The following is a 24981-nucleotide window of genomic DNA, read 5'->3' as shown; positions in this document are numbered from 1 at the left end:
TTCAATGTGGGTTGCAACGCAATGGCAAGGAATAAAGAGGAACAAAAAAGAAGCCCGCTTCCCCTAGAAACCCTAGGTTCTGCGGGCTTTTGCGGTACTTTTTGGAGGTATCTGGAAGGTCTATGTGGCGGAGGGGGTGGGATTCGAACCCACGTACCGGTTACTCACCGATAACTCGATTTCGAGTCGAGCGCGTTACGGCCGCTTCGCTACCCCTCCGGCCGCTGGCGGGAGCGCCGCCAGTGGAAAGACTGTTTAGCCCATCTTGGCGCAAATGGCAATCCGCGCCGCTGTTTGCCCAAAGCCTAGCCGGAGCGTCCTCTCGTGCGGCCGCCCCTGGCCGCGTGCCCCGCGCCCTTGCCAGGCTCATGCTTGCGCAGGGTGGCCTTGCGCTTGGCGGTGCGCATGTCCACGGCCTTCCTGCCCGCGGTGGCCTTGGCCCCCGAGGCCCTGGCCGCCCCCCTCGGGGCGGTGACCCGGCCCTGCGGCTTCTTGCCATAGGCCGCCTTCGCCCTGGCGGCATGGCGCCCCTGGGCGTAGTTGCCCAAAAGGCTGAATTCCCGGTCTTTGGAGGGCTTGGGCGCCCGGGCATAGGCGCGCTGCGGCCTGAGCAGCCCGGCGTCGCGCGCGGTCTTGCGCACGTCGATGCGCCTGGCGTCCACGGGCAGGCCATCCAGCGCCGCGGTCACGGAGACGGCCTCGTTTTCGCAGACAAGGAAGCCCGCGTCCAAGAGGCGGCACGCCTCGGCGCCGCGCGCGTACATGTCGGGCGCGCCCATGATGACCGCCAAAAGCCGCCGGCCGTTCTTGCTGGCCGTGAACACCATGTTGTAGCCCGAGGCCCGGATCCAGCCGGTCTTGAGGCCGTCCGCGCCGGGATACTGCCCGAGCAGCGGGTTCTTGTTCCACGTGGTCTGGCCGGCGTGGGTGAGGAGGCGCGTGTTGTGCAGCTCGAGCGCGTCCGGGTGGCTTTTCAGGTAGGCCCGCGCCAGCGTCAGCATGTCGCGCGCCGTGGTGCGCTGGCCGGCGGCGGGCAGCCCGTGCGGGTTGAGAAAGAGGCTGTCGTGCATGCCGAGCTCGCGCGCCCGCACATTCATCATGTTCACGAAAGCGGGCACCGAGCCGCCCACGAATTCGGCCACCGCGTGGCTCGCGTCATTGCCCGAGGAAACGGCCATGCCGAGCAAAAGCCGGCCCAGCGGGACGGTCTCGTCACGCCTCAAGCCCATGCGCGAGCCGCCCGTGGCCGCCGCGGCCGGGCTCACGGTGACGGGCGTGTCGGCCCTGGCGCGGCCCTCGCTGATGTGGTCGAGCGCGAGATACATGGAGAGGATCTTGGTAAGCGATGCCGGGGGGATGGGCTCGTCCGCGTTCTGCTCGAACAGGATGGCGTCATGGTCGAGGTCATAGACCATGGCCGAGCACACGCCCACGGGGCTCGCCGGGAGCACTTGCGGCGCGGCATGGGCGCCCGCGGGCGCCAGCAACAGGAGCAGGAGGATGAGGGCGCGCCAGGGGCGCGAAGAACGGCAATGACGGAAAAGACGCGACAGCGGCATGGCGATCCTTTGCTGGAATGACGGCCCGCCCGCAAGGCCAGAGGTGCTTTGCTTCCGCTTACGCCATTCCGCGCGGGCTGGCAAGCGAAAAGGCCGAAAAAGCCGACAGGGCGCCGCCCCCGGGTGGGGATGAACACCCTTGACGGCTCCGGGATGGGCCTTAGCTTGTTCCATCCGCGGCGCCCCGCGCCCTGGCCGCGTTTTGCGGCCATTTCCGGCCGTTGCGGCATTGCCTTTTCCCCTGAAAAACGGCACTATCAGCGCCGCATTTCCGTGCCCTGCCGGCACAGGCCCCCGTGCCCCCTCCCGCCAGCCCCGGGCCGGGGCCGGCCTTCGGCAGCCCCGCCGGCGCCAGACCAACGAGGCAACCATGCGCGTTTTCGCCCCCACCTGCCTTTTCGTGTTCCTGCTTCTCCTTTGCGGCTGCGGCGCCCAGGCCGCGCCCGGGCCCGACGCCGCGGCCCCGCAGAGCGGCAAGGACACGGCCAAGACCCAGAAAGAACAGGCCCGCGACCAGGCCAGGGAAAAGCTCAACAAGTATGACGCCGCGCGCCGCTTCAGCCAGGTGCTTGACCTCGTGGAGCGCAACTACGTCAAGGACGTGACCCAGTCCGAGCTCATCAACGGCGCCCTCAAGGGCATGCTCCAGGGGCTCGACCCGCACTCCACCTTCATGACCTCGGACGAATACAAGGAAATGCAGGAGACCACCTCCGGCGAATTCTTCGGCGTGGGCATCGAGATCTCGCTGGAGAACGGGCAGGTCATCGTGGTGACGCCCATCGAGGACACCCCGGCCTTCCGCGCCGGCCTCCAGCCGGGGGACGTGATCCTCTCCATCGACGGCCAGCCCGCGCAGGAGCTCTCGTTGCAGGAGGTCGTCTCGCGCATCCGCGGCGCCAAGGGCAGCGAGGTGGAGCTCACCGTCCTGCACAGCAATGCCAAGACCCCGCAGACCGTGCGCATCACGCGCGACGCCATCCCGCTCATCAGCGTCAAGTCCAAGCAGCTCGAAGACGGCTATTACTGGGTGCGCCTCACCCGTTTTTCCGAGCGCACCACCGAGGAGCTCAAGGAGGCGCTCAAGCAGGCCCAGAAGGAAAGCAAGGCCGCTGGCGGCATCAAGGGCATCGTGCTCGATTTGCGCAACAACCCGGGCGGCCTCCTCGACCAGGCCGTGAGCGTGTCCGACATCTTCCTCGACAACGGCACCATCGTTTCCATCAAGGGCCGCGACGACGGCGCCCAGCGCACCTACTCGGCCCGCAAGCAGGCCGATGACATCGATGTGCCCATGGTGGTGCTCGTCAACGCGGGCTCGGCCTCGGCCTCGGAGATCGTGGCCGGCGCCCTGCGCGACCAGAAGCGCGCCCCCATCCTCGGCGAGCGCTCCTTCGGCAAGGGCTCGGTGCAGAACATCATCCCGCTGGCCGACGGCTCGGGCCTCAAGCTCACGGTGGCGCTCTACTACACGCCCAATGGCAGTTCCATCCAGGCCGAGGGCATCGTGCCGGACTTCGAGGTGGTCTTCGAGCCGCCGCACGCCGAAGACAAGGATAATCCCCGCCTGCTCCTGCGCGAGCAGGACCTCAACCGCCACCTTGAAAACAGCAAGGGCAAGCCCGCCAAGGGCAAGGCGGCGAAAGACGAGGGCAAGGAGCAGCTCGCCCGCGACAACCAGCTGCGCATGGGCCTGCAAATGGTCAAGAGCCTGCCGCGCCTCCAGGAATTGCAGAAGCCGCAGGCCAAGCCCGAGACTCAGGCCAAGGCCGCGCCGGCCAAGTAAGGGGGAGAGGATGACGAGCGTGAGCGGCCTTTTGCCGGCGCATCTCGGCGGGAAACTGCGCATCGGCTGCATCGGCTGCGGCCGCATGGGCGGCGCCCTGCTCTCCGGGCTCGCGGCCCTGAAGCTGCCGGAGCTTTCGCTTTGCGCCTACAACCGCAGCCCGGAAAAGCTCGAGCCGTTCAAGGCGCTCGGCGTCACGGCCATGCCCGGCGTGGCGCCCACGGCGGAACAGGCGGACCTGCTCCTCATCGCGGTCAAGCCCCAGCAGGTGGCCGAGGTGCTGGCGGCCGCGCGCGGGCATATCCGGCCCGGGACGCTCGTGCTCTCCATCGCCGCGGGCGTGAGCCTCGCGCGGCTCGCGGCCGAGGTGGACCAGGGCGTGGACGTGGCCCGCTGCATGCCCACCACCACGGCCCTCGTGGGCAAGGGCGTCTTCGCCTTCTGCTTCAGGGCCGACGCCGAGGAGTGGCGGGCGCCGGTGCTCAAGCTTTTCGGGCGGATGGGCGTCTGCCTGGAGCTCGCCGAAGGGAAGTTCACCGACTTTTCCGCGCTCATCGGCGCCGGGCCGGCCTATGTGTTCGCCATGATGCAGGGCCTCGTGCAGGCGGGCATCACCCTGGGCTTTCCGCAGGATGCGTCGCGGCGCATGGTGGGCGCGCTCTTTGCCGGCTGCGCGGCGCTGGCCGAGGCGGAGGCGGCGCCGCTCATCCAGTTGCGCGACGACGTGTGCTCCCCGGGAGGGCTCACCATCGCGGGCGTGAACGTGCTCGACCGGGCGGGCCTTTCGGGCCTCATCGTGGACGCGGTGCTCGCCGCGCGGAAGCGCGGCCGCGAGATGGAGAGCTGAGGGGGCGACCCATGAAAAGAGTAAAAATCACGGTGCTCAAAACCACCTTTCTGGACGACCTCGCCAAGGAATACGGCGTGGACGGCCTCGGCCCCTGCCCCATGCACCGGCCCGGCGAGGTGTTCTACGGCGACTACGCCAAGCCCGCGGGCCTCTGCGACGAGGCGTGGAAAGCCATCTACCAGTACGCCTTCGCACTGGCCCACGGCGCGCCCGAAAAACTGTGGTACTACGGGGACTGGATGAAGACCCCGGGCACGGCCATCTGCAGCTGCAACGACGGCATCCGCCCCGTCATCTTCAAGCTCGAGGTGACGGACGAGGAGGCCGTGCCGCCGGCCGCGCCGTAGAGCAGGCTCTCCTCGCCGCGCCGTCTGGCCCGACGGAGCCCAGAGGGCGATTTTCCCACTCCCGAATTTTCGCGCGCAAACAGCCCTTACGGGGCAAGGCCGGCACAATGGACAAACTCCGCCTTCTTTCCTTCAGCCCCTGCGGGGGCACCGCCGAGGTCAACCGGGCTCTCGCCCGCGATGTGGACGCCGAACTCCTCGCGCAGGACTGCGCCCGCGCCGGCGTGGAAGAGGCCGTCATCGCCTGCGGGCCGGACGATCTCGTGTTCCTCGCCTTCCCGGTCTACGGCGGCAGGATGCCGCGCAATATCGACAAGGTATTCCGGCGCATCGAGGGCAACGGCGCCCGCTGCGCCCTCGTGGCCGTCTACGGCAACCGCGAATTTGAAGGCGCCCTGCTCGACCTCTTCGCCGCGGCCGTGAACAGGGGCTTCCGGCCGGCCGCGGCCGTTGCGGCCATTGCGCAGCACTCCCTCGCGCCACAGGTGGCCGCCGGGCGCCCGGATGCGCAAGACCGGGAAAAGCTGGCGGCCTTCGGCTGCCGCATCGTGGAGGCCATGCGGGCCGGGGCCGCGCTGGAGAAGGCGCCCGGGGCCTGGCCGGAATGGAAGCTCCCCAAGGGGGCCAGCCTCTTCCCCGTGACCGACAGGCAAAAATGCGTGGCCTGCGGCCAGTGCGCGGCCGTATGCCCGGCCGGCGCCATCCCCACGGACGACCCGGCGGCCACGGATACGGAAACGTGCATCGTGTGCGCGGCCTGCGCCAAGTATTGCCCCACCGGCGCGCGCCAGATGGGCACGCCGGAGAGCCGCCAAAAGCTGGCGCACCACCTCGAAACGGCCGCCGGGCGCCGCAAGGAGCCGGAACTCTGGCTCGGCGAGGCGGCGCGGTAGGGGAGTTTCGGGCGCCGGGTCTTTCGGTTCCACACAAAATCAAAAGGCTGCCGGGTTTTCGCGCCCGGCGGCCCTTTTCTTGTGAAGCGGCCAAAAGCTAGGCCGCGCCCGTGCAGATGTCGAGAAAATAGCGGTGGAAGCGCGTGTCCGGCGTGAGCTCCGGGTGGAAGGAGGTGGCGAGGATGCGCCCCTCGCGCACGGCCACGGCGCGCTCGGCGCCGTCCATCTCCACGCGGGCGATCACCTCCACCCCCGGGCCGGTGGCAAGGATGACCGGCGCGCGGATGAACACCGCGGGCATGGGCTCGGGCCCGAGCGCGGGGATGACGAGATCCGCCTCGAAGCTGTCCACCTGCCGGCCGAAGGCGTTGCGGCGCACTGTGGCGTCGAGCACGCCGAGGCGCGGCTGCTCCGAGCCCTCGATGTGCCGGCAGAGCAGGATGAGCCCCGCGCAACTGCCGTACACCGGCATGCCGGCCTCGATGCGCGCGCGCAGGGGCTCCATGATGCCGAGATCCACAAGCAGCTTGCCCATGGTGGTGCTTTCGCCGCCCGGGATGACCATGGCGCCGATGCCGTCCAGGTCCTTGAGCTGGCGCACCTCGCGCGTGGGCGCGCCCAGCTTCTCGAGCGCGGCCACATGCTCGCGGAAGGCCCCCTGCAGGGCGAGCACGCCCACGAGGGGGCACTTCTCCTTCGCCATCTTACCAGCCCCGTTCCTGCATGCGCTGTTCCTGCGGGATATCGGAGATCTCGATGCCCACCATGGGCTCGCCGAGGTCGCAGGAGATATCGGCCAGGAGCTTGTAATCCTTGTAGTTGGTCACGGCCTGCACAATGGCCTTGGCGCGCTTGGCCGGGTCGCCGGACTTGAAGATGCCCGAGCCCACGAACACGCCGTCGCAGCCGAGCTGCATCATGAGCGCCGCGTCCGCCGGGGTGGCGATGCCGCCGGCCGCGAAGTTCACCACAGGGAGCCGCCCCTCCTTGCGCACGATGTAGCAGAGCTCCAGCGGGGCGTCGATCTCCTTGGCGAAATTGGGCACCTCGTCCTCGCGGATGGCGCAGAGCATGCGGATCTGGTCCATGACCATGCGGCAGTGGCGCACGGCCTCCACCACGTTGCCCGTGCCCGGCTCGCCCTTGGTGCGGATCATGGCCGCGCCCTCGCCGAGGCGGCGCAGGGCCTCGCCCAGGTTGCGGCAGCCGCAGACAAAGGGCACCGTGAACTTGAACTTGTCGATATGGTAGCGGTCGTCGGCCGGCGTGAGCACCTCGCTCTCGTCGATGTAGTCCACGCCCAGGGCCTCGAGGATATGCGCCTCCACAAAGTGGCCGATGCGCGCCTTGGCCATGACCGGGATGCTCACCGATTCCATGATGCGCTTGACGATGCTGGGGTCGGCCATGCGGGCCACGCCGCCGGCGGCGCGGATATCCGCGGGCACGCGCTCCAGCGCCATGACGGCGCAGGCGCCCGCCTCCTCGGCGATTTTCGCCTGCTCGGGGGTGGTGACATCCATGATGACCCCGCCCTTGAGCATTTCGGCCAGACCAGTCTTGAGGCGGATGGTGCCGCGCTCCCCGTGTTCGCCCTTCTTCATCGCGTGTGCTCCCTATGCGCCTTGCGGCGGCAGCGGCGCGACAGCCAAGGCCCGCGCCGCGCGTTAGACGGTAGCGCCGCGCCGTGCGCGCGGCCGGAATAACAGACAAAGCGCGCCCCCCGGCGCGTCAGGGGCGTTTATATGCAATAATGCCCGGGGTGACAAGGGTATCCGGGGGGTGAAGACGGAGCCCGAGGAGGACGGCCCGGCGCGACGGCGCGGGCGGCGCGCTTGCCTTGGCGGCCTTCCTTGCGTACACCTTGCGCCATGACAGCAATTCCCGACGCGGTCGTGCTTTTTTCCGGCGGGCTCGACAGCATCCTCGCGGCCCGCGTGCTCATGGCCCAGGGCCTCGGGGTGCGCTGCCTGCACTGTGTTTCGCCCTTTTTCGGCGAGCCCGGGGCCGTCACGCGCTGGCGCCGGCTCTACGGTGTTGACGTGGACGTGGCCGACGTGAGCGAAGATTTCGCGGCCATGCTGCGCGAGCGGCCGGCCCACGGCTTCGGCAAGTGCCTGAACCCCTGCGTGGACTGCAAGATCCTCCTCCTGCGGGCGGCGCGCCGGCACATGGAGGAGGTGGGCGCGCGCTTCCTCGCCAGCGGCGAAGTCTTGGGGCAGCGGCCCATGTCGCAACGGCTGGACACCCTGCACCTTATCCCGCGCGAGGCCGGGGTGCGCGGGCTTTTGCTCAGGCCGCTCTCAGCCCGCCACCTGCCGCCCACCGAGGCCGAAGCAAGCGGCCTCGTGGGTCGGGAGCGCCTGCTCGGCATCTCCGGCCGCGGCCGCGGCGACCAGCTCGCGCTCGCGCGGGAATTCGGCTTTTCCGAGATACCCACGCCGGGCGGCGGCTGCCGCCTCACCGAGCGGGAAAACGCCCGCCGCTACTGGCTCACGCTCACGCGCAAGCCCACGGGCGCGGGGGCTGGCACGCCCACGGCTCAGGACTTCCGCCTCGCCGCCACGGGGCGGCAATACTGGCGCGAAGCCGGCGGCCGCTGGCACTGGCTCTGCGTGGGCCGCAACAATAAAGACAACGAACGCCTCAGGGAAGCCGCCGGCCCCGAAGACCTCGTGCTGCGCCTCATGGGCCTGCCCGGGCCGCTCGGGCTGGCGCGCGGGGGCGCCGGGTGGGAAAAACCGCTGCTCGATGAGGCCGCGGCCATCGTGGCGTCCTGCGCGCCCAGGGCGCGGGAGGCCGCGGCAAGGGGCGGGAGCGTGGGCGTCAGCGCCGGGACTTTGCGCCTCACCTTGAGCCCCGGGGCGGTGGCGCAAGGCGAGCGCGACTCGTGGGACCTGCCCACCTGGGAGGAAGTGCGCGAGGAAATCCGCGCCGAGGCCCGGGAGCGGGCGGAGGGCCGGCGCCCGTGACCCCATCGCCCCGCGCGGGCCGCTCCCTTTACAATGCCCGGCGGAACGGCTATAGGCTTGGGTCTTGGCAGGGCAGACCCCGCGGGGCCCGGCCATGCCTTCAACCCCCGCGCCCTGTGACCGGAGGTGCATCATGGACCACAACGACATCGAATATTTCCGCAAGCTGCTTTCCGGCATGCTCGAAGAAGCCCAGCAGAACGGCGACAGCACCATCGAGGAACTGACCGACAGCAACGAGGTCTTCGCCGACCCGGCGGACAGGGCCACGGCCGAGTCCGACCGGGCCTTCACCCTGCGCCTGCGCGACCGGGAGCGCCGCCTCATCCGCAAGATCCAGGCCGCGCTCCAGCGCATCGAGGACGGCACCTACGGGATCTGCGAAGAATGCGGCGAGGAGATCAGCATCCCCCGCCTCAAGGCCCGCCCCGTGACGCGCCTGTGCATCAACTGCAAGGCCCGGCAGGAGGAAGACGAGCACCTGCGCGGGGATTAGCGCGCCCATGCCCGCTTTCGCCCACCTTTCCCACGGCCGGCGCGGGCGCCTTTCGCGCCCCTTCCTCTGCCGCGCCCTGCTTCTGGCCGCCCTCGTGCTGGGCGGCCTTTTGCTGCCCGGGCAGCTCCCGGCGCCGCTCGCCGCGACGGCAAGCTCCGCTGTGGAAGCCGTGCTCGAGACGCCCAAACATGCCGACGCCAAAAAGGATGGCAAGCAAGCCGCGCCCGCCAAGGCTCCCGATGCCGAAAAAACTGCCGGGGGCGCCGAGGCGGAGGGGGAGGGCGCGCCCGCGGAGGAAGCGGAGCCCGAGCCCGAGGAACCCGCGGGCAATGCCGCCTGGGAGGCCATCTGGAGCGGCCAGCGGGCCATGATCGACGAGATGCGCCAGACCGCGCTCAAGCTGAGCGACAGTTTCGGCGCCCAGACGGAAAACCTCTCGCGCCAGCTCCAGCCCTTTGAGGAGGAAGGCCGGCGCCTGCTCGTCTTCGCCAACACCTTCAAGGGCTATCCCAACGCCATGGAGGCCGTGAGCCGGCGCATCGCCGCCACCATCGGCGATTTCCACATGGTGCTCTCGCCCGTGAACCTCGCCCGCTCCGAGGCGCAGAGCCTGCTCGAGCGCGTCAACTACATGGCCGCGAGCCTGCCCGAGGAAGTCCAGCAGGGGCGCCTCAGCGAGGAGATGCGGGCCTATGTGGAGGGCATCACCCGCGCGCGCCTCCGGCTCACCGCCGTGCTCGCGCAGTATGACTCGCTCGTGCCCTCGCTCCAGATCCTCACCCGGCTCGAGGAGGCGCGCAAGACCATCACCGCGCAATTGCCCGCGCTCTGGAAGGACTACTACCTGCAGGGGCCGACACCGTGGCTCAGCCCCGACGCCTGGGCCGATTTTTCGCAAAAAATGTTCTATTCCTGGCAGGCCGTGCTGCTGCGGCTGCCCGTGGAAATGCCCACCACGCCGCCGCAGTGGGGCACGGCGGCCCTGCGCTTCGTCATCTGCCTCCTCTTCACGGGCGTGCTCGCGCTGCTGCTCCGGCGCCGCTGGCTCACGCCGCAGTCGCCGCCGGCGCTCCAGCATCTCTTCCGGCGCAGCATCCCGTGGCTCTGCCTCGGCATGGCCCTTTTGGGGAGCGCCCTTTCCGCCTATGGCGACTTTTTCCGGCTCTTCCTGGCCCTGGGCAACCTCTGCCTCATCTTCGGGCAGGTGGCCCTCGCGTGGGACCTGAGGCGGCTCCAGTATCCCGAGGCGCAGGACGCGCCCCGGGCCTCGCCCCTGCTCCAGCTGTTGCCGCTCACGCTTGGGGCCTACGCCCTCCTGTACCTGCCGCTCATCCAGCCGCTCATCCTCGTCATCTGGACGGTCTTCGTCACGTTCGCCCTCTGGCGGCGGCGCAAGGAGCATATCCCCGCGCTCGGCCCCTTCCGGCTGGAGCACGGCGTGCTCGACTGCGAGCCCGGCATCCTCTGGATCTGCCTCTTCCTCGCGCTCACGGGCCTGCATATTTACAGCATCGCGGCCTACCTGCTCTTCGTCTCCCTGTCGCTCGCGCTGGAGCTCTGCCGCGCCGGCATGGCGCTCGTGAGCAGCCTCAACGAGCGGCTGCCGCGCGAGGGCGCCGGGGCGGCGCTGGCGCGCCTCGCCGTGGCGCTGGCCGCGCCGGTGGTGCTCGTGGTGGCGGTCATCGGGGTGCTGCTCTGGGTGGCGACCCTCCCGGGCGGCACCTACCTGCTCGGCGAATACGCGCTCAAGGGCGTGAGCGTGGGGCAGACCCAGCTCAACATCATCCAGGCCCTGCTCATCATCAGCGTGTTCTTCCTCACGCGCACCGTGGTCTCCATGGGCACGCGCTTCCTGGCGCGCCTGCCCGCCAAGGGCCTGAGCTTCGACGCCACGCTCATCCCGCCGCTCCAGACCGCGCTCACCTACGCGGCCTGGGCCATCTTCGGGCTCTTCGTGCTGCGGGCGCTGGGCCTCGAGCTCAGCAATCTCGCCATGGTGGCCGGCGGCCTCTCGGTAGGCATCGGCTTTGGCATGCAGACCATCGTCAACAACTTCCTCTCCGGGCTCATCCTCATCTTCAGCCGCACCCTGCAGGCCGGGGACGTGGTGGAGGTGGGCGGCGTCACCGGCAAGGTGCGCAAGATCAGCGTGCGCGCCACCATGGTGGAGACCTACGACAACGCCCTCATCTATGTGCCCAACAGCGAATTCATGTCCAACCGGCTCATCAACTGGACGCGCTTCAGCCGCAGCGTGCGCCGGCAGGTGGAGGTGGGCGTGGCCTACGGCTCGGACACGGGCCAGGTGACCAAGCTGCTCATCGACGTGGCCAAGGCCAACGAGAATGTCCTCAAGTACCCGGCCCCGAGCGTCATCTTCCTGAACTTCGGCGCGAGCTCGCTGGATTTCGCCCTGCGCTTCTGGGTGAAGGATTTTGAGCTCGGCGCGAGCACGGCCTCGCAGATCCGGCTGGGCATCGAAAAGACCTTCCGCGAGGCGAATATCGAGATCGCCTTCCCGCAGCTCGACGTGCATGTCAAGGACCTGCCGCCGCGCGTGTGCGGCGCGAAGGCCGCCACGCCATCGGCGGGCCGGCGCGCGCGGCCGCGGCCCGTGCGCCGCGCCCCGGCAACAGGGGCCGGAACGAAGAGCGGGGGGACGACTGCGCCCACCGCTGTCGCCACGGAAAACACGGCGGAAGCGGGCGCCCCCGCGCCCGGAGGCACGGAAGACAAGTCCCAGACATCGTAGGACACCGCGCGGGTGGGATGGACTTCAGCGGCGCTTGAAGAGCTTTTCCAGCCCGGCCGCGTCCCAGCGCAGCACGCAGGGGCGGCCGTGCGGACAGTTGGCCGCGCCCGGCGTGGCCAGCCACTGGGCGATGAGGCCTGCGGCCTCGTCATCCGTGAGGCGTTGCCCGGCCTTGATGGCCGCCTTGCAGGCCATGGAAATGAAGATGGCGTCGAGGTCGTCGCGCGCGCCGGCGAGAGCCTCGCGCAGGAAGTCCGCAGCCTCGCGGCGCGAGAGCCCCGGCGGCATGGCCCGGGCCAGCAGCACGTCCCCCCCGCATTCCAGCGAAAAACCGAGGCTTTCCAGCACCGGGCGCGCCTCCTGCAGGCGCTCGCGCTCGGCCGCGTCCAGCCTGAGCTCCAGCGGCAGGGCCAGAAGCTGGCCCGTGCCCGAAAAGCCGCCCGCGGCCATGCGCGCATGCAGCACGCGCTCATGGGCCGCATGCTGGTCCACGAGGAGCAGGGCGCCCTCTCCGTCCCGAAGCACGAGATAGGTATCGGCCACCTGCCCGAGATAGCTGTACCCGCCTACGGCCAGCGGCTCGCGGCTCGCGGCTGGCTGGGCTGCCGGCGCTTCCGGGGGAGCCGGACGGGGAGATGTGGGTGCAGGCGCGGGGCTTGCCGGAGTGGGCGCGGGACTGCCGTAAGGGGCGGTATTTTCCCTGAGGGGCGCGGCCCGGCGCGGCATGGGGTCGGCCATGAAGCCGGGCCCAGGCAGGGGGAGCCCGGCCGCTTCCGCCCCTGTTTCCGGCCGGCGCAGCTCCCACAGGCCCTTGCTCCGGGCTTCCGGCGCCGGCAGGATGCGCTCCTCGTCCAGAGCGCCCCAGAAGCCGGGCCGGCGCGGTTCGGCCGGGCGTCCGGCCCAGCATCCGGCGGATTGGGGCGCCGGAACGGGAGCGGCAGCGGGCGCCGCTTCCTCGCGCCCGGACACCTCACCTCCCCCGAAAACGGCCCTGTCCAGCGCGCCGCGCACGGCGTGGAGCACGGCGGAGAACACGGCGGATTCGTCCCTGAAGCGTACTTCCGACTTGGCCGGATGGACATTGACATCCACCCCTTCCGGCTCCATTTCCACAAAGAGCACGGCGAGCGGATATTCGCGGCTCAGAAGCCGGCCCTTGTAGGCCTCGCGCACGGCCGCGAAGAGGCGCCTGTCCGTGACGGCGCGCCCGTTGACGTAGAGCAGCACGCGGTCGGCCCGCTGCTGGCGCATGCCCGCGGGCGCGGCGAGCCCGTGGCAGCGGATGCCGTGGCGCTCGGCGTCGAAGGGCACGAGGCCGGTAACGAGGCTCCCGGGCCAGATGACGGAAAGGCGCCCGCGCACGTCCTGCCCGGGAAGGAAGCGGGCCACTTCGCGGCCGCCGGCCGAAAGGGTGAAGGCGGTGCCGGGCCGGGCGAGGGCCAGCCGGGAGAGCCAGTCCTGCGCGCGGCGGAACTCCGTGGCCGGGGTCTTGAGAAACTTGAGGCGCGCCGGCACATTGGCGAAGAGGTCGCGCACCTCCACCACGGTGCCGCGATGCAGGGCGGCCGGGCTTGACGCCACAAGGCGCCCGTGTTCCACTTCCACGGCCTGCGCCATGTCCGCGCCGGCCGGGGCCGAGACGAGGGTGAGCCGCGACACCGAGGCGATGCTCGGCAGCGCCTCGCCCCTGAAGCCGTAGGAGCGCACGCGCTCCAGGTCTTCCAGCGCCGCGATCTTGCTGGTGGCGTGGCGCGTGACGGCGAGCTCAAGCTCCTCCGCGGGGATGCCGCAGCCGTCGTCCTGCACGCGGATGAGGGCCTGCCCGCCATTGTCGAGGCGCACATCCACGGCGCGGGCGCCGGCGTCGAGGCTGTTTTCCACCAGTTCCTTGAGTACGCTGGCCGGGCGCTCCACCACTTCACCGGCGGCGATCTGGTTGCGCAGGGCGGAGGGCAAAAGACGGATATGACGCGAACTTTCCGGCATGGCAGGAGCATAGCGGGCGCCCCGGCGCATGGCAAGAAGGGGCCTAGGACGGCGCGGCCCCGGACGCTGTGGGGCAAAGCGGCGCTTCGCCAGCGCCGCGCGCGCTTCGCGGCTTTCGCGCGCGGTCGCCTCGCGCGGCGGGAGGCGCGTGCCGGGGGCCGCTTCCGCCGCAGGACGCCGCTCGCCGCCGTGTCGCTGCGCGGCGGCCGCCCCGGCTATGACCCGGAATTGCTCTATGTGGAGTGCGGCCGCTGCGGCGCGCCCGTGCTTTGGGAACAGGGCCGGGCCACGCGCCTCCTGGACCAGGCCGGCATCGACCCGCTGGAGCTCGACCCCTCCTGCCTGCTCATCACCAATGCCTGCCCCATGTGCGGCGCCCCCGAAGGGCGGGAGGGCGCGACGGACGGCCCGGACGGGGAGACCGGCTACGAGGTGCGCGTCTTCCGCGTGGGCGGCGACGGCGAAGGCTTCGGCTCGCCGCGCCAGGGGCATGCCTGAGGCCGGCCCACAGCGCGGCGCCCGCTTTACAGGGCGCCATCATGGCGCTACAAGGCACGGCACGGCCGCGCCAAAATGAACGGCCATGGTTCAGACCCTCCATCACAACAGGACGACCCCATGAACGCCTACGAACAGCTCCGCAACCGCCTCGCCGCCGCGCCCTCGCGCTGGCTCATCACGGGCGTGGCCGGCTTTATCGGTTCCAACCTGCTCGAGCAGCTCCTGCGGCTCGGCCAGACGGTCACGGGCCTCGACAACTTTCTCACCGGCTACCAGAAAAACCTCGACATGGTGCATGCGGCCGTGGGCGACGAGGCCTGGGCGCGCTTCACCTTCATCGAGGGCGACATCCGCGACTTCGCCACCTGCCGGCGCGCCTGCGAGGGCGCCGACCATGTGCTGCACGAGGCGGCGCTCGGCTCGGTGCCGCGCTCCATCGACGACCCGCTGCTCACCAACGGCTGCAACATCGACGGCTTCCTCAACATGCTGGTGGCCGCCCGCGACGCGAAAGTTCAGAGCTTCGTCTACGCCGCTTCCTCCTCCACCTACGGCGACTCGCCCGAGCTCCCCAAGGTGGAGGACAGGATCGGCCGGCCGCTCTCGCCCTATGCCGTGACCAAGTACGTGGACGAGCTCTACGCCGACGTGTTCGCCCGCTGCTACGGCTTCCCGAGCATCGGGCTCCGGTACTTCAACGTCTTCGGCCAGCGCCAGGATCCGTACGGCGCGTACGCCGCGGTCATCCCGCAGTGGTTCGCGAGCCTGATCAAGGGCGAGACGGTCTATATCAACGGCGACGGCGAGACGAGCCGCGACTTCTGCTATATCGACAACGTGGTTCAGGCCAACCTGCTCGCCAGCCTGGCGCCGAAGGACGCGCAGAACCGCATCTATAACGTGGCCTTCGGCGAGCGCACCACGCTCAACGAGCTCTTCGCGCTCCTCCGCGACGAGGTGGTGCGCCACAAGCCCGAGGCCGCCACCGCCGAGCCCGTGCACCGCGACTTCCGCGCCGGCGACGTGCGCCACTCCCTCGCGGATATCAGCCGCGCGCGCACCCTGCTCGGCTATGACCCGCGCTATGACGTGCGCGAGGGCCTCACCCTCGCGGGCGACTGGTACGCCGCCAACCTGTAGGCAAAAAGCGCCGCTTCCGCCGCGCCGGTGGCCTCGCGCCGGCGCGGCTTTTTTCTCGCCATATTTGTCAACAGCCCGTATGTTGACGGAAATGGCCGCTGCCGCTATAGTGCCGCTTTCGGATTTGCGGGCATTGTGCCCAATTTCCTGACGAGGCTGGATTTTTCATGAACCGTCTGCCGGAAAACGCGGCCCTGCGGCGCCTGGTGGCCAAGCTATGCGGCACCCACCTCAATGCGCGGGACCAGTGCCTGCTGGACTTTCGCTTTGCCAAGGCGCCCACCCAGGCCATGCTCGATGATTGCCTCGCGCAATGCGACATCGAGGCCATGGGCTCGAGCAAGAGCATCCTGCTCGCCTATGCCCGGCGCGAGCACCCCGAGCTCGTCTTTTCCGATTACGCGGGCCCGCGCATCGACGGGCTCATCCGCTTCTTCCATTTCGCCAACACCAAGACGCTCGCCCACTTCTCCAGGATCGGCAAGGCGCTGAACCAGGCCGGCATCCCCATCCTGCTCTTCAAGGGCGCGGCCATGCGGGCGCTTAGGCCCGAGCTTCCCCGCCCCATGGGCGACGCGGACATCCTCATCCCGGCCGAACGCATCGACGAGGCCACGCGCATCGGCGAGGGCCTCGGCTACCTGCACACCCGCGAAGAGTCGAAACACGCGGTGGACTTCCACACCGAGGCAGAAAGCGCCGTGGACGTGCATCACTCCATCTTCGACCCGGACCGGGACTACACGGCCTTCCACCAAGGCCTCTTCGACCGCGCGAAGCCGGTCACGGTGTTCGGGGTGGACGTGCTGCTGCCCTCGCGCGAAGACCTCTGCTTCCTGGTCATGGCCAACCTGACCAAGAACCTGCGCGAACACACCACCCTGCACAGCATCTACTTTTCGCTTGAAGACTGCGCGTGGCTCCAGCGCGACAGCCCCCTCAACTGGGACATCGTGCGCGAGGACGCCGTGGCGAGCGGCCACGAGGTGGAGACGAGCCTCGCCGCGGCCTTCATGAACGCGGCCGTGCCCGGTCTCTTCCCCGAGCCCGAAGAGCTCTTCCCCGAGCTTCGCGGCATCGAGGACTTCTGCAACCTCGTCATCTTCGACGAGGACTATTTCCTGCCGCGCCAGCGCCATTGCCAGGCCATCCGCGTGGTGGACCTCAAGAACGAGCCGTGGCGCCACGGCAGCCGCATCCTCAAGTTCCTGCTGCTGAAAAAACTGCGCGGATACCCGGCCTTCGTGCGCTGGTACCTCGCCCACAAGAGGGGGATCGTGAGCCATGCGTTTTGACGGAGTCCCGCGCGGCGTCCGGCAGCAGGCCTATGCCGTCCTTCGGGAGCGCGCGCGCCGCTGCGCCCCCGAGCCCATCGTCAGGTTCATCGACTGCGGCACGCGCATGGTGCGCCTCATCTGCCATTCCGCCGCCTTCCTGCGCCATGTGGAACGGCAGATGACGTGCTCCCTGCGCGAGGAGGCGGCCGCCTTTGACGCCACCCTCGTCATCTGGCAGGAGCGCAGCGTGGCCGACACGGCCTTTGCGCTCACGCGGGTGCTGGATGGGCCCCTGTACCGCAAGCTGCGCGTGGCGCGCCTTGCCGGCAGCACGGCCGCGCCGGAAGCACAGCAGGTTTTCGACGAATCCCTCCTGCGCCACTGGTGGCTTCTGGACGTTGAGCCCGGCGACCGCAGCCTCTCGGCCTACGACCCGGAAAGCAACACCTATTATTATGCGGTCGAGGATCTCGACCCCGAAGAGATCATCCGGCGCGGGCACATCTTCGTGCAGACCCTCTTCCGCATCTGCAACGTGCCCGGGAGCAGCCTGGCGCACGGGGCCGTGGTGGGCCTGAACGGAGCGGGCGTGCTCTTCTGCGCCTTCGGCTACAGGGGCAAGTCCACCCTGTCGGTGCATGCGCTGCTGGACGGCTTTGAATACGTCTCGGACGACTATCTCATCCTCGGGCGCAAGCCCGGCGACGACCTGCGCGCATGGCCCATCTATTCCATCATCGCGCTGGCGCCGCGCGCCTACCAGGCCATGTACGACAGTTTCCGCGGCAAGTTCCTTTCCAACAATGCCCGCAAAGACAAGTACATGTTCAACATCGCGGCCTACCACGACCAGTTCCGCCGGGCCTATCCCGTGAAGCTCGCCATGTTCCCCAATATCTGCGACTGCCAGGAACCTTCCATTGAGGAAGGCTACCGGGAACTGGCCATCGAGGAGCTCGCCTTCTCCACCCTCAACAACACCGGCAACCTCAGGGACGCGCTCACCATCGGCAAGCTTTACGACTTTGTGCGCGACCTGCCCTTCTACCGCTTCAACCTCTCCCGCAATATCGCGCGCAACACCCGCTGCCTGCGGGAATTTCTGGAAAGACGCTAGCCCCGAACGCAAGCCACCCCAAAAAAAGGAGAACGCCTATGGCCACCTATGCCCTGAATGAAAGCAAGATGTTCAGCGATATCGCCGACGGCATCGCCATCATCATCAATTCCGAGACCGGCATCTACTATGGCATGAACAGCCTGGGCACGGCCGTCTTCGACGCGCTCATGGCCGGCGCCTCCGCCGAGGCCGTGCTCGCCGCGCTCAAGGCGCTGCCCGGCGCCCCGGCGGACATGGACGCGCGCCTCACGGCCTTTGTGGACAAGCTGAAGGAATTTGACATCGTCCTCGATGGCAATGACGGCGCCGGCGCCGTGGAGGTGAGCATCGACGCCCCGGTGGCCGAGGCGGATGAATTCGCCCTCATGGTGGAGGAATACAACGACGCCCAGGAGCTGCTCCTCGCCGACCCCATCCACGAAGTGAAGGAAGATACCGGCTGGCAGCCGGACAAGGACGCCCTCGAAACGGACGAGGCGACCGTCCAGCAAAAAGAGTCCAAGCTGGAGCAGTAGCCGGGCTCCGGGTTCCCGTTGGGCCCGGGCCCTGCAGGAGCGCCCGGCGGCATGGGTGGATGATGGCAAACAGCCAGAAAGTCTCGGTCATAGTCCCCGTCCATAACACGGAGAAGTGGCTCCCGCGCTGCCTGGACTGCCTCAGCCACCAGGCGCTGCCGGGGCTGGAAATTCTCTGTATCGACGATGCCTCCACGGATGGCTCGTGGGACATCCTTCAGGCATATGCGCGAAAAGACCCGCGCTTCCGCCTGTTGCGCAACGCCGTCAACGAAGGCGCGGGCGCCAGCAGGAACCGCGGGCTCGATGCGGCCCGCGGGGAATATGTGGGCTTCGTGGACAGCGATGATTTCGTGTTCCTCTCGTTTTACAAGCTGCTCTATGAGGCGGCGCGGGGTGCCGATATCGTCAAGGGGGACATCTGGGGCTTCGACAACGAAAAGGAAGAGGTGCGCCCGAGGCCGCACTATAGCCTCAATGCGCTGGTCCGGGAAAACAGGAACTGGTTCTCCATCGGCTTCACCTCGGCCATTTTCAAGAGGGAGCTTATCAAGCGCCACGGCATCCGCTTTCCCGAGCAAATGCAGACCATGGAAGACCCCTGCTTCACCATCGACTGCGTGCTCAAGGCCAATGCTGTCAACGTGGTCGATGACGCCATCTATGTATATGCGGAAAATCCGCACTCGGTCACCTGCACCATTCAGGGCGCCACGGTGGCGGCCGCGACCATGCGGGCCTGCCTCCTTATCGGGGAGATGGTCAAGAACGCCGGGGTCTCGACGCAGCACATGCCGGTCATCGCCTTCCTGGCGCAGATGCTTCAGGGCGTCGCCCTGGTGCCCGACGCCACGGATGAGGACATCCGGCCCCTCACGGACATGCTCACCGGGCTGTATGAAGCCTCGGGGCTGCAGCAGGAATTTCTGTATTCCTGCACCCGATCCCTGCGCAAAAAAATTTTTGCCATCAATGCCAGAAATGAATTTTTCCTGCGCCATGAGAATGAAATGACGCAAAGCGTCGAGAGCCAGATGCACCGACTGCGCCGCGTGCAGATGCTCAAGACGACGATGCGCAGGCCGGGGCGCCCGGGCTAGGCGGGCCGAAGCATCTGAAGCTCCCCGGGGCGCCGGGCTTTGCGACGGCCCACGCCTGGAACGGCCTCAGGCAAACGATGGCGCCCGGCCATCTCCTGCGGGGCCTTCTTCCTCCGGCCCGGGAAACGATACCCGTTTTTCCCGGAGTGCCGGCAGCCAGATGTACGCCAGCCGCGGCGTACATGAAACACCGGGATACAGGACGGAACGGCATGGGCATAACGGCCACGGCTTCATCACCCTCATCCAAAAGCCGCCGCGCGCGGCGCCCCCGGCGGCTTCTCCTGTTTGTCCACTACAACAAGTGGGGCAACCTGGCGGATTATGTCGTCTACCTGTTGAAGCGGGTGCGCAAGGTCTATGCCCGCATCGTCTTCATCTCCAACAGCCCGCTCTCCGAAGAGGCGCGGCGCATAGTGGCCGGCCTGTGCGACGAGGTGCGTGAGCGGGAAAATACGGGCTTTGATTTTTATGCCTGGAAGGTCGCCCTCGACCATGAGGGGCCAGAGGGGCTCGCCCGCCATGACAGCGTGACCCTGATGAACGACACCTGCTTTGGGCCGCTCTTCGAACTTGAGGCCGTGCATCGCGAGATGGAGGCCCGGGGCGCGGACTTCTGGGGCCTCACCAACCACCGCGAAGAACTGGGCGATGACCCCCTGGCGACCGACGGGCGCATCCCCGAGCACATCCAGTCCTATTTTTTGTGTTTTAACAAGAAGACGGCCCTTTCGGCGCCCTTTGCCGATTTCTGGCGCGCTGTGGAACCCGAAACGGGGGTGGAGGCGTGCATCAGGAAATATGAAACCCAGCTGACGCCCTATCTCTGCCGGCATGGCTTTAAGCCGGCAGTTCTCTGCGACGCGGCAAGGGAGGAAGCCGAAGTTTCCAATGTCACCACCCAGGAACCGGGCTATCTGCTCCAGAAGAAAAACCCCCTTCTCAAGGTCAAGGCCTTTTTCACCTACAATCCGCCGGAAACAAGGTATCTCTTTCCGCTGATCCGGCAGCATTCCCGCTATCCTGTTTCCCTGATCCGTGACCACCTCGGGCGGCTGGTTTCGCCGGAGGTCTCCGTCCATATCGTGTCGCATGACCTCCCGAAAAAGAAGCGGGCGCGGGCGAAGCCACCAAGGCAGCGCATCGCCATCCATATCCATGTCTTCTATCCCGACATTCTGCGCCAAATCTTGACGCGCATCACGGAACGGCTCCGGGCCCGGGCGGATATTTTCCTCACCACCGACAGCGAAGCCAAGGCGGCGGAATGCAGGGAAATGCTCGCAAAGGAGTTTCCGGGGCTGAACCTTCGCAAGCTCGTGGTCTGCGAAAACCTGGGCCGCGATGTCTGGCCATGGCTGCAGGTGGCGCCGGAGCTTGCAGGGTATGACATGGCCTGCCACCTCCACACCAAGAAGGCCCCCACCGCAAACCGGCTTTTCGGGGAATTGTGGCTGGACGAACTGCTTGAGAGCCTGCTGGACCGGTTTGAGGACATTGAGGACGCCTTTGCGCGCCAGCCAGGACTGGGCATCGTGATTCCCGATATCCCCTCGGGCTTCAGGTTTCCCCCGCTCCCGTATTCCTATGAGCAGGACCAGGACATGAAAAAGCTTCTCCCAAAGGTATGGGCGCGTATCGGCTGCACCCGCGAGGTGGATTTTCCCAATCTGTCGATGCTGGTGTTCTCTTATGGCAACATGTTCTGGTATCGACCGGCCGCGCTGGCGCCCCTCTGGCAAACACCCTGGGCACGGCGCGACATTCCCGAAGAGCCCCTGCCCACCAACGGCACCCTGCTGCATGCGCTGGAGCGTCTCCCCGTCTATGTGGCCTGGGACCAGGGATATGACTACCGTATTTCGCGGCAGCTTGAGACGCAGCCCTCCGGCTTCCAGAACGAGCGGGCTTTCGGTGAGTATCGCAGGCTGCATGCCCAGGCGGCAAGCCGCAGCACAAAGCCCGCCACGCTGGAGCTGCTGCGCGCAAAGATGCGGCGCCGTCTTTCCCCCAAATAGCAACACAGGGAAACTGCCGCCGCTCCAGAGGCTCCCCCGGGGCGGCCACTGGGTGCGCGCCCCGCATGCGCCTTCCCATTGCTCCATGGCCAGGGACAGGGGCACCAACACAGCTGGAAATAGCCATGTATGAATCCCGACCTTCCCTTCGCGCCTATACAAAATCCTTGCTCAAGCCCTCCGAGACGGGCATTGAAATTGGCGGCGGCTACAATCCCCTTGCCACAAGAAAGGAAGGCTATTCCATCTATTCCATTGATCACGCGACAAGGGAAGAGCTGGTTGAAAAATATAAAAACGATGGCAATGTCAGGCACCTGCTGGACAACATCCAGCATGTGGATGCCGTGGATAACGGCAGGGAATTTCGGGATCTCCTCGGGCTCGATCGCGGCGTCGACTATATTGTGGGCATCCATAACTTTGAGCACATCCCCAATCCCATCCGCTTCTTGCAGAGATGTGAGAACGCGCTGGCCGACAAGGGCAAAATCTGCCTCGTCATTCCTGACCGGCGTGGGACCTTCGACTACTATCGGCCCTACTCGACCATAGGCCAATGGATGGAGGCCTATAAAGAAAACCATGCCATCCATTCCTTTTCCTCCTTATATAACTATTACGCCTATGCGACCGACGGCAATGGCGACTACGGAACAGTAAACTTCCTTCGCCCTCCCCATGTGGTCCATGAACTCGTTGAGGATCTTTACACGCAAGACGCGTATAATGACGCCCACGGTTTTGTATATACTCCCGCAAGTTTTGCCTTTTTAATTTCCTATATTCAAAAGATCGGATTGACCACCCTGGGCGTCGACAGGATTCTCGTTCCCGAAAACAGCAATTTTGAATTTTTGGCGATCTTGAAGAAAAATATTGAAACAAAGCCGGAAATGCTCAAGGAATATGCCATAAACATGGTGGGCGAGAACATCAACCACCGGCGGGACTTTCGCCAGGCGCCCGCGGCAGCCCCCGCGCCGCGGGTGCCCTTGCGCCGGCAGGTGTATGAACGCATCCGGGCCTCGCATCCCGTGGCGGCCAAAGTCCTGTATCCTCTCGGCAAGGTCATGTGGCGCATGTACAAGAAGGTAAAGCCGTAGCCGGCGCGCAGCGGGCGGCAGAAAACCCTCCTCCAGCCTCTAAAAAATGTATCGCTCTCGGTGCTGAAGAAGTTTTGGGGCCTGTATGCAGCCGCATGTTTCCCTCATTATTCCCGTCCATAACGCGGAGCCCTTTCTGGAGCGCTGTCTCGACAGTGCCGCCGCGCAAACCGAGCCAGAGCTTGAAATCATCTGCGTGGACGACGCCTCCACGGACGCCAGCGCCGCCATGCTGGACGCGCGCGCCGGGGCCGACAGCCGCTTCCGCGTGGTGCACCGGCCGGTCAATGGCGGCGAATCCGCCGCGCGGAATCACGGTGTCGCCCTCGCGCGTGGCGAGTACCTTGCCTTCCTCGACCACGACGACATGCTCGAGCCGGACGCGTGCCGGCTGCTCTACGAGGCGGCAAGGGCAACCGGCGCCGACATCGTGCGCGGCCGGGTGAAGACCGTTGATTATGAGGGCCAGGCGAGCCTTTCGCCCTTGCAGTTGCACAAGGACATCCATGACACTAGCCGCTTTTTTTTCAATATTGACTGGTGGAGCGCCATCTACCGCGCGGGCCTCGTGCAGGGCAAACTGCGTTTTGACGAGAGCTATGCCCTCGGCGCGGACATGGTCTTTCTCACCGAAGCGCTGATCGCCACACCCCGGCTCCGCTGTGTCGATGATCTTGTCTATACACATTTTTTACTGCCGGACAGCGGCGCATCGCTCACCCTTTCGCAGGAAAAAATCCGGTCCACCATTGCTTCACGGCTGCGCATCGTCGAGCTGCTGCACGGGGCCCATATTGATGTCGCCGACCCGGATGGCTACATATATAAACTCTGGCAATGCTTCGAGAATGGCGTTGATGTACTGTATAACAGGTGCAGGGACAGCGAAAGCCGCGCTCTCTGCTGCGACTACCTCTATGCCCTAAAAAATATCCACCGCTATCCACAGGCCTTATTGGAAGCACTCAAAAAGAATTTTGAACCGCTCTTCCCCTTCTTTGCCCGGGACGGCAAAGATTTTCTGCTGACCATCGTAAAACAGTATGCCGACCTTCATTCGGGTGCCGGCTCCTCGGCCATGGTGCGAGGCAAATTGCGTTGCCTGGCCGCGCAGGCGCTGGCCGCAGGACGCCCGCAGAAACGGGGGCGTGGGCCAGCCCCGGCGTGATGCGGCGAGGAAATTCCTTCCATGAGCCAGCGGCAGCCCCGCTGGCTTCAACTCGGGTATTCCACCATGCCATTGAAAATTTGTCTGCATATCTCCACATTCAATCCCGGCGGGGCAGAACGGCAGATCGTCAATCTCGCGCGCGAACTCGCCGGCCGGGGGCAGCGGGTGACGCTGCTCCACGAGCAAAAAGATGTGCAAAAGACGCATTATCTTGATGCCATCCGCGAAAAGGGGGTGGAGCTTGTCTATGCCTTTGCCCCGGACTTTCTCAAGCAGGGCATCATGCAATCCCGGCGCCGCCCTGAATTTTTCGGGAATATTCCTGCCGCGCGCTCCATACGGATGGTCATCCTCTATCTGGCGGGAGCCCTGGCCCAGCTCAAGCCCGATATCGTCCATTCGTATCTCGACCTGACAAATTGCACAGGTGGCTGCGCCGCCTTTCTGGCTGAGGCGCCTGTGCACCTGGCCTCGTTCCGCAATGTGGACCCCCGCACAGGCCGCTTCCCCTGGGCCGACCTCACCCTGCCGCTCTACCGGTATCTCCTGGCCAATACCTCACAGTATTTCGAGGCCAATTCAAGAGCCGGCGTGCTGCATTATGCCCGCTGGCTCGATATCGACCCCGGGAGCATCGCCTACACGCCCAACGGCATCGACCCGTCCGTTTATATGTCCCCGGGCGCCGGTTCGCCCCGGGAACTGCGCGAGGCTTTGGCACTGCCCCCGGCAGCGCCCATTGTCATGACGCTCGCGCGGTTCTCCCAGGAAAAATCCCCCGAGGCCATGCTGGATATCTTCGCGCGTGTGCATGCCGCACACCCCGAAGCGCACTATGTCATCGCCGGCTCCGGGATGACCGATGACGGAGAAATGGGCGCCATGGTGCGCGAGCGCGGGCTCGAGGGCACGGTGCACCTGCTTGGCGTGCGCAGCGATGTGGCGCCCCTTTTATCCTGCGCCGACGTGTTTCTGCTGCCCTCAAGGGTGGAGGGCTTTCCCAATGCCATTATGGAGGCCATGACGGCAGGGGTGCCCGTGGTGGCCAGCAATGTGGGCGGCGTCCCCGACCTCGTGCGCCACGGCGAAGACGGCTTCCTGCATGAGGCCGGGGATGTGGAAGGCATGGCCGAAAGCGTGCGGAGGCTCCTGGCCGATACGGAAACGCGCACGCGGCTCGGCAACGGCGGACGCCAGAGGATCTTGGAGGAGTTCAGCCTGCAAAAACTGGGCGACCGTGTCCTTGCCAGGTATGCGGAGCTCCTTGAAAAATCCGGCCGCTGATGCTATATAGGTGGCTGGATTCGCATAAAATGCTGCCCTGATGCGCCCATAAACCAGGATTTTCCGTTGGAAACGGCGGGGGCACTCCGCATCCCGCAGGTGGAGAAG

General features: G+C 66.7%; 21 protein-coding genes and 1 tRNA gene. 17 read left to right on the top strand and 5 right to left on the bottom strand.

Annotated elements, in window-relative coordinates:
* Positions 1 to 125 precede the first annotated feature (125 nt).
* Together G7Y54_RS07095 and G7Y54_RS07090 are read right to left on the bottom strand one after the other, a co-directional pair.
* Positions 126 to 219 (bottom strand) — tRNA-Ser (locus G7Y54_RS07095).
* 86 nt (positions 220 to 305) lie between these two features.
* Positions 306 to 1559, bottom strand: coding sequence for a D-alanyl-D-alanine carboxypeptidase family protein (locus tag G7Y54_RS07090; protein WP_206214920.1), 1254 nt, complete (start codon positions 1557 to 1559; stop codon positions 306 to 308).
* 370 nt (positions 1560 to 1929) lie between these two features.
* Here G7Y54_RS07090 and G7Y54_RS07085 point away from each other — a divergent pair, with 370 nt between their 5' ends.
* The 4 genes from G7Y54_RS07085 to G7Y54_RS07070 all read left to right on the top strand — a co-directional run bounded on the left by G7Y54_RS07085 (position 1930) and on the right by G7Y54_RS07070 (position 5435).
* Positions 1930 to 3345: a S41 family peptidase gene (locus G7Y54_RS07085; RefSeq protein WP_165078595.1), complete on the top strand. Its 1416-nt coding sequence runs from the start codon at positions 1930 to 1932 to the stop codon at positions 3343 to 3345.
* A 10-nt stretch (positions 3346 to 3355) separates the two neighbouring features.
* Positions 3356 to 4192, top strand: coding sequence for a pyrroline-5-carboxylate reductase (gene proC, locus G7Y54_RS07080; protein WP_165078594.1), 837 nt, complete (start codon positions 3356 to 3358; stop codon positions 4190 to 4192).
* A gap of 11 nt (positions 4193 to 4203) precedes the next feature.
* Entirely contained in the window at positions 4204 to 4542 is a 339-nt protein-coding gene (locus G7Y54_RS07075; RefSeq protein ID WP_165078593.1) for a TIGR04076 family protein, read from the top strand.
* Positions 4543 to 4649: 107 nt separating this feature from the next.
* A complete protein-coding gene (locus tag G7Y54_RS07070; RefSeq protein ID WP_165078592.1) occupies positions 4650 to 5435 on the top strand; it encodes a 4Fe-4S binding protein in 786 nt (261 codons plus the stop codon).
* Positions 5436 to 5532: 97 nt separating this feature from the next.
* Here the strand turns inward: G7Y54_RS07070 and pdxT are convergent, their stop codons facing one another.
* Positions 5533 to 6138: a pyridoxal 5'-phosphate synthase glutaminase subunit PdxT gene (gene pdxT, locus G7Y54_RS07065; RefSeq protein WP_165078591.1), complete on the bottom strand. Its 606-nt coding sequence runs from the start codon at positions 6136 to 6138 to the stop codon at positions 5533 to 5535.
* Between the two features lies 1 nt (position 6139).
* Complete coding sequence (gene pdxS, locus G7Y54_RS07060; protein WP_165078590.1) at positions 6140 to 7039, bottom strand: pyridoxal 5'-phosphate synthase lyase subunit PdxS; 900 nt, start codon at positions 7037 to 7039, stop codon at positions 6140 to 6142.
* Between the two features lie 267 nt (positions 7040 to 7306).
* Here pdxS and G7Y54_RS07055 point away from each other — a divergent pair, with 267 nt between their 5' ends.
* The 3 genes from G7Y54_RS07055 to G7Y54_RS07045 all read left to right on the top strand — a co-directional run bounded on the left by G7Y54_RS07055 (position 7307) and on the right by G7Y54_RS07045 (position 11655).
* Positions 7307 to 8407 (top strand): tRNA(5-methylaminomethyl-2-thiouridylate) methyltransferase, encoded by a 1101-nt coding sequence (locus tag G7Y54_RS07055; RefSeq protein WP_165078589.1) that lies wholly within the window; start codon positions 7307 to 7309, stop codon positions 8405 to 8407.
* Positions 8408 to 8540: 133 nt separating this feature from the next.
* A complete protein-coding gene (gene dksA / locus G7Y54_RS07050; RefSeq protein WP_165078588.1) occupies positions 8541 to 8903 on the top strand; it encodes an RNA polymerase-binding protein DksA in 363 nt (120 codons plus the stop codon).
* Positions 8904 to 8910: 7 nt separating this feature from the next.
* A complete protein-coding gene (locus G7Y54_RS07045; protein WP_165078587.1) occupies positions 8911 to 11655 on the top strand; it encodes a mechanosensitive ion channel domain-containing protein in 2745 nt (914 codons plus the stop codon).
* A 24-nt stretch (positions 11656 to 11679) separates the two neighbouring features.
* On the opposite strand, the gene mutL is transcribed toward G7Y54_RS07045, so the two are convergent.
* The gene (mutL, locus tag G7Y54_RS07040; RefSeq protein WP_165078586.1) at positions 11680 to 13641 is read right to left on the bottom strand and encodes a DNA mismatch repair endonuclease MutL; all 1962 of its coding nucleotides are present in this window, start codon (positions 13639 to 13641) and stop codon (positions 11680 to 11682) included.
* Here mutL and G7Y54_RS12640 point away from each other — a divergent pair.
* The 10 genes from G7Y54_RS12640 (at position 13621) to G7Y54_RS06990 (ending at position 24873) form a co-directional block, all read left to right on the top strand.
* A complete protein-coding gene (locus tag G7Y54_RS12640) occupies positions 13621 to 14139 on the top strand; it encodes a hypothetical protein (RefSeq protein WP_241159404.1) in 519 nt (172 codons plus the stop codon). The genes mutL and G7Y54_RS12640 overlap by 21 nt on opposite strands.
* A gap of 120 nt (positions 14140 to 14259) precedes the next feature.
* A complete protein-coding gene (locus tag G7Y54_RS07030; protein ID WP_165078585.1) occupies positions 14260 to 15282 on the top strand; it encodes an NAD-dependent epimerase/dehydratase family protein in 1023 nt (340 codons plus the stop codon).
* A gap of 167 nt (positions 15283 to 15449) precedes the next feature.
* Positions 15450 to 16577, top strand: coding sequence for a nucleotidyltransferase family protein (locus G7Y54_RS07025; protein WP_165078584.1), 1128 nt, complete (start codon positions 15450 to 15452; stop codon positions 16575 to 16577).
* A complete protein-coding gene (locus tag G7Y54_RS07020) occupies positions 16567 to 17676 on the top strand; it encodes a hypothetical protein (RefSeq protein ID WP_165078583.1) in 1110 nt (369 codons plus the stop codon). Before G7Y54_RS07025 ends, G7Y54_RS07020 begins: the two co-directional genes overlap by 11 nt.
* A 38-nt stretch (positions 17677 to 17714) precedes the next feature.
* A complete protein-coding gene (locus G7Y54_RS07015) occupies positions 17715 to 18194 on the top strand; it encodes a PqqD family protein (RefSeq protein WP_165078582.1) in 480 nt (159 codons plus the stop codon).
* 62 nt (positions 18195 to 18256) lie between these two features.
* Positions 18257 to 19294: a glycosyltransferase family 2 protein gene (locus G7Y54_RS07010; protein ID WP_165078581.1), complete on the top strand. Its 1038-nt coding sequence runs from the start codon at positions 18257 to 18259 to the stop codon at positions 19292 to 19294.
* 182 nt (positions 19295 to 19476) lie between these two features.
* Positions 19477 to 21312 carry a rhamnan synthesis F family protein gene (locus G7Y54_RS07005; RefSeq protein WP_165078580.1) on the top strand — a complete coding sequence of 612 codons (1836 nt, stop codon included), beginning with the start codon at positions 19477 to 19479 and terminating at the stop codon, positions 21310 to 21312.
* 125 nt (positions 21313 to 21437) lie between these two features.
* Positions 21438 to 22418, top strand: a complete 981-nt coding sequence (locus G7Y54_RS07000; protein ID WP_165078579.1) for a methyltransferase domain-containing protein — start codon at positions 21438 to 21440, stop codon at positions 22416 to 22418.
* Positions 22419 to 22503: 85 nt separating this feature from the next.
* Entirely contained in the window at positions 22504 to 23586 is a 1083-nt protein-coding gene (locus G7Y54_RS06995; protein ID WP_165078578.1) for a glycosyltransferase family 2 protein, read from the top strand.
* Positions 23587 to 23607: 21 nt separating this feature from the next.
* Positions 23608 to 24873: a glycosyltransferase gene (locus G7Y54_RS06990; RefSeq protein ID WP_165078577.1), complete on the top strand. Its 1266-nt coding sequence runs from the start codon at positions 23608 to 23610 to the stop codon at positions 24871 to 24873.
* The last annotated feature ends 108 nt before the right edge of the window (positions 24874 to 24981 follow it).

The sequence above is a fragment of the Desulfovibrio sp. ZJ746 genome (assembly GCF_011039155.1).
In the GTDB taxonomy this organism is placed as follows: Bacteria; Desulfobacterota; Desulfovibrionia; order Desulfovibrionales; family Desulfovibrionaceae; genus Desulfovibrio.
This window is presented reverse-complemented; position numbering and strand designations above follow the sequence as displayed.

What these genes read in the sequence shown, in the direction of transcription:
- G7Y54_RS07090 (WP_206214920.1), bottom strand. Translation starts at nt 1,559, where the DNA reads ATGCCGCTGTCGCGTCTTTTCCGTCATTGCCGTTCTTCGCGCCCCTGG.
- G7Y54_RS07085 (WP_165078595.1), top strand. Translation starts at nt 1,930, where the DNA reads ATGCGCGTTTTCGCCCCCACCTGCCTTTTCGTGTTCCTGCTTCTCCTT.
- proC (WP_165078594.1), top strand. Translation starts at nt 3,356, where the DNA reads ATGACGAGCGTGAGCGGCCTTTTGCCGGCGCATCTCGGCGGGAAACTG.
- G7Y54_RS07075 (WP_165078593.1), top strand. Translation starts at nt 4,204, where the DNA reads ATGAAAAGAGTAAAAATCACGGTGCTCAAAACCACCTTTCTGGACGAC.
- G7Y54_RS07070 (WP_165078592.1), top strand. Translation starts at nt 4,650, where the DNA reads ATGGACAAACTCCGCCTTCTTTCCTTCAGCCCCTGCGGGGGCACCGCC.
- pdxT (WP_165078591.1), bottom strand. Translation starts at nt 6,138, where the DNA reads ATGGCGAAGGAGAAGTGCCCCCTCGTGGGCGTGCTCGCCCTGCAGGGG.
- pdxS (WP_165078590.1), bottom strand. Translation starts at nt 7,039, where the DNA reads ATGAAGAAGGGCGAACACGGGGAGCGCGGCACCATCCGCCTCAAGACT.
- G7Y54_RS07055 (WP_165078589.1), top strand. Translation starts at nt 7,307, where the DNA reads ATGACAGCAATTCCCGACGCGGTCGTGCTTTTTTCCGGCGGGCTCGAC.
- dksA (WP_165078588.1), top strand. Translation starts at nt 8,541, where the DNA reads ATGGACCACAACGACATCGAATATTTCCGCAAGCTGCTTTCCGGCATG.
- G7Y54_RS07045 (WP_165078587.1), top strand. Translation starts at nt 8,911, where the DNA reads ATGCCCGCTTTCGCCCACCTTTCCCACGGCCGGCGCGGGCGCCTTTCG.
- G7Y54_RS12640 (WP_241159404.1), top strand. Translation starts at nt 13,621, where the DNA reads ATGACGCGAACTTTCCGGCATGGCAGGAGCATAGCGGGCGCCCCGGCG.
- mutL (WP_165078586.1), bottom strand. Translation starts at nt 13,641, where the DNA reads ATGCCGGAAAGTTCGCGTCATATCCGTCTTTTGCCCTCCGCCCTGCGC.
- G7Y54_RS07030 (WP_165078585.1), top strand. Translation starts at nt 14,260, where the DNA reads ATGAACGCCTACGAACAGCTCCGCAACCGCCTCGCCGCCGCGCCCTCG.
- G7Y54_RS07025 (WP_165078584.1), top strand. Translation starts at nt 15,450, where the DNA reads ATGAACCGTCTGCCGGAAAACGCGGCCCTGCGGCGCCTGGTGGCCAAG.
- G7Y54_RS07020 (WP_165078583.1), top strand. Translation starts at nt 16,567, where the DNA reads ATGCGTTTTGACGGAGTCCCGCGCGGCGTCCGGCAGCAGGCCTATGCC.
- G7Y54_RS07015 (WP_165078582.1), top strand. Translation starts at nt 17,715, where the DNA reads ATGGCCACCTATGCCCTGAATGAAAGCAAGATGTTCAGCGATATCGCC.
- G7Y54_RS07010 (WP_165078581.1), top strand. Translation starts at nt 18,257, where the DNA reads ATGGCAAACAGCCAGAAAGTCTCGGTCATAGTCCCCGTCCATAACACG.
- G7Y54_RS07005 (WP_165078580.1), top strand. Translation starts at nt 19,477, where the DNA reads ATGAAACACCGGGATACAGGACGGAACGGCATGGGCATAACGGCCACG.
- G7Y54_RS07000 (WP_165078579.1), top strand. Translation starts at nt 21,438, where the DNA reads ATGTATGAATCCCGACCTTCCCTTCGCGCCTATACAAAATCCTTGCTC.
- G7Y54_RS06995 (WP_165078578.1), top strand. Translation starts at nt 22,504, where the DNA reads ATGCAGCCGCATGTTTCCCTCATTATTCCCGTCCATAACGCGGAGCCC.
- G7Y54_RS06990 (WP_165078577.1), top strand. Translation starts at nt 23,608, where the DNA reads ATGAGCCAGCGGCAGCCCCGCTGGCTTCAACTCGGGTATTCCACCATG.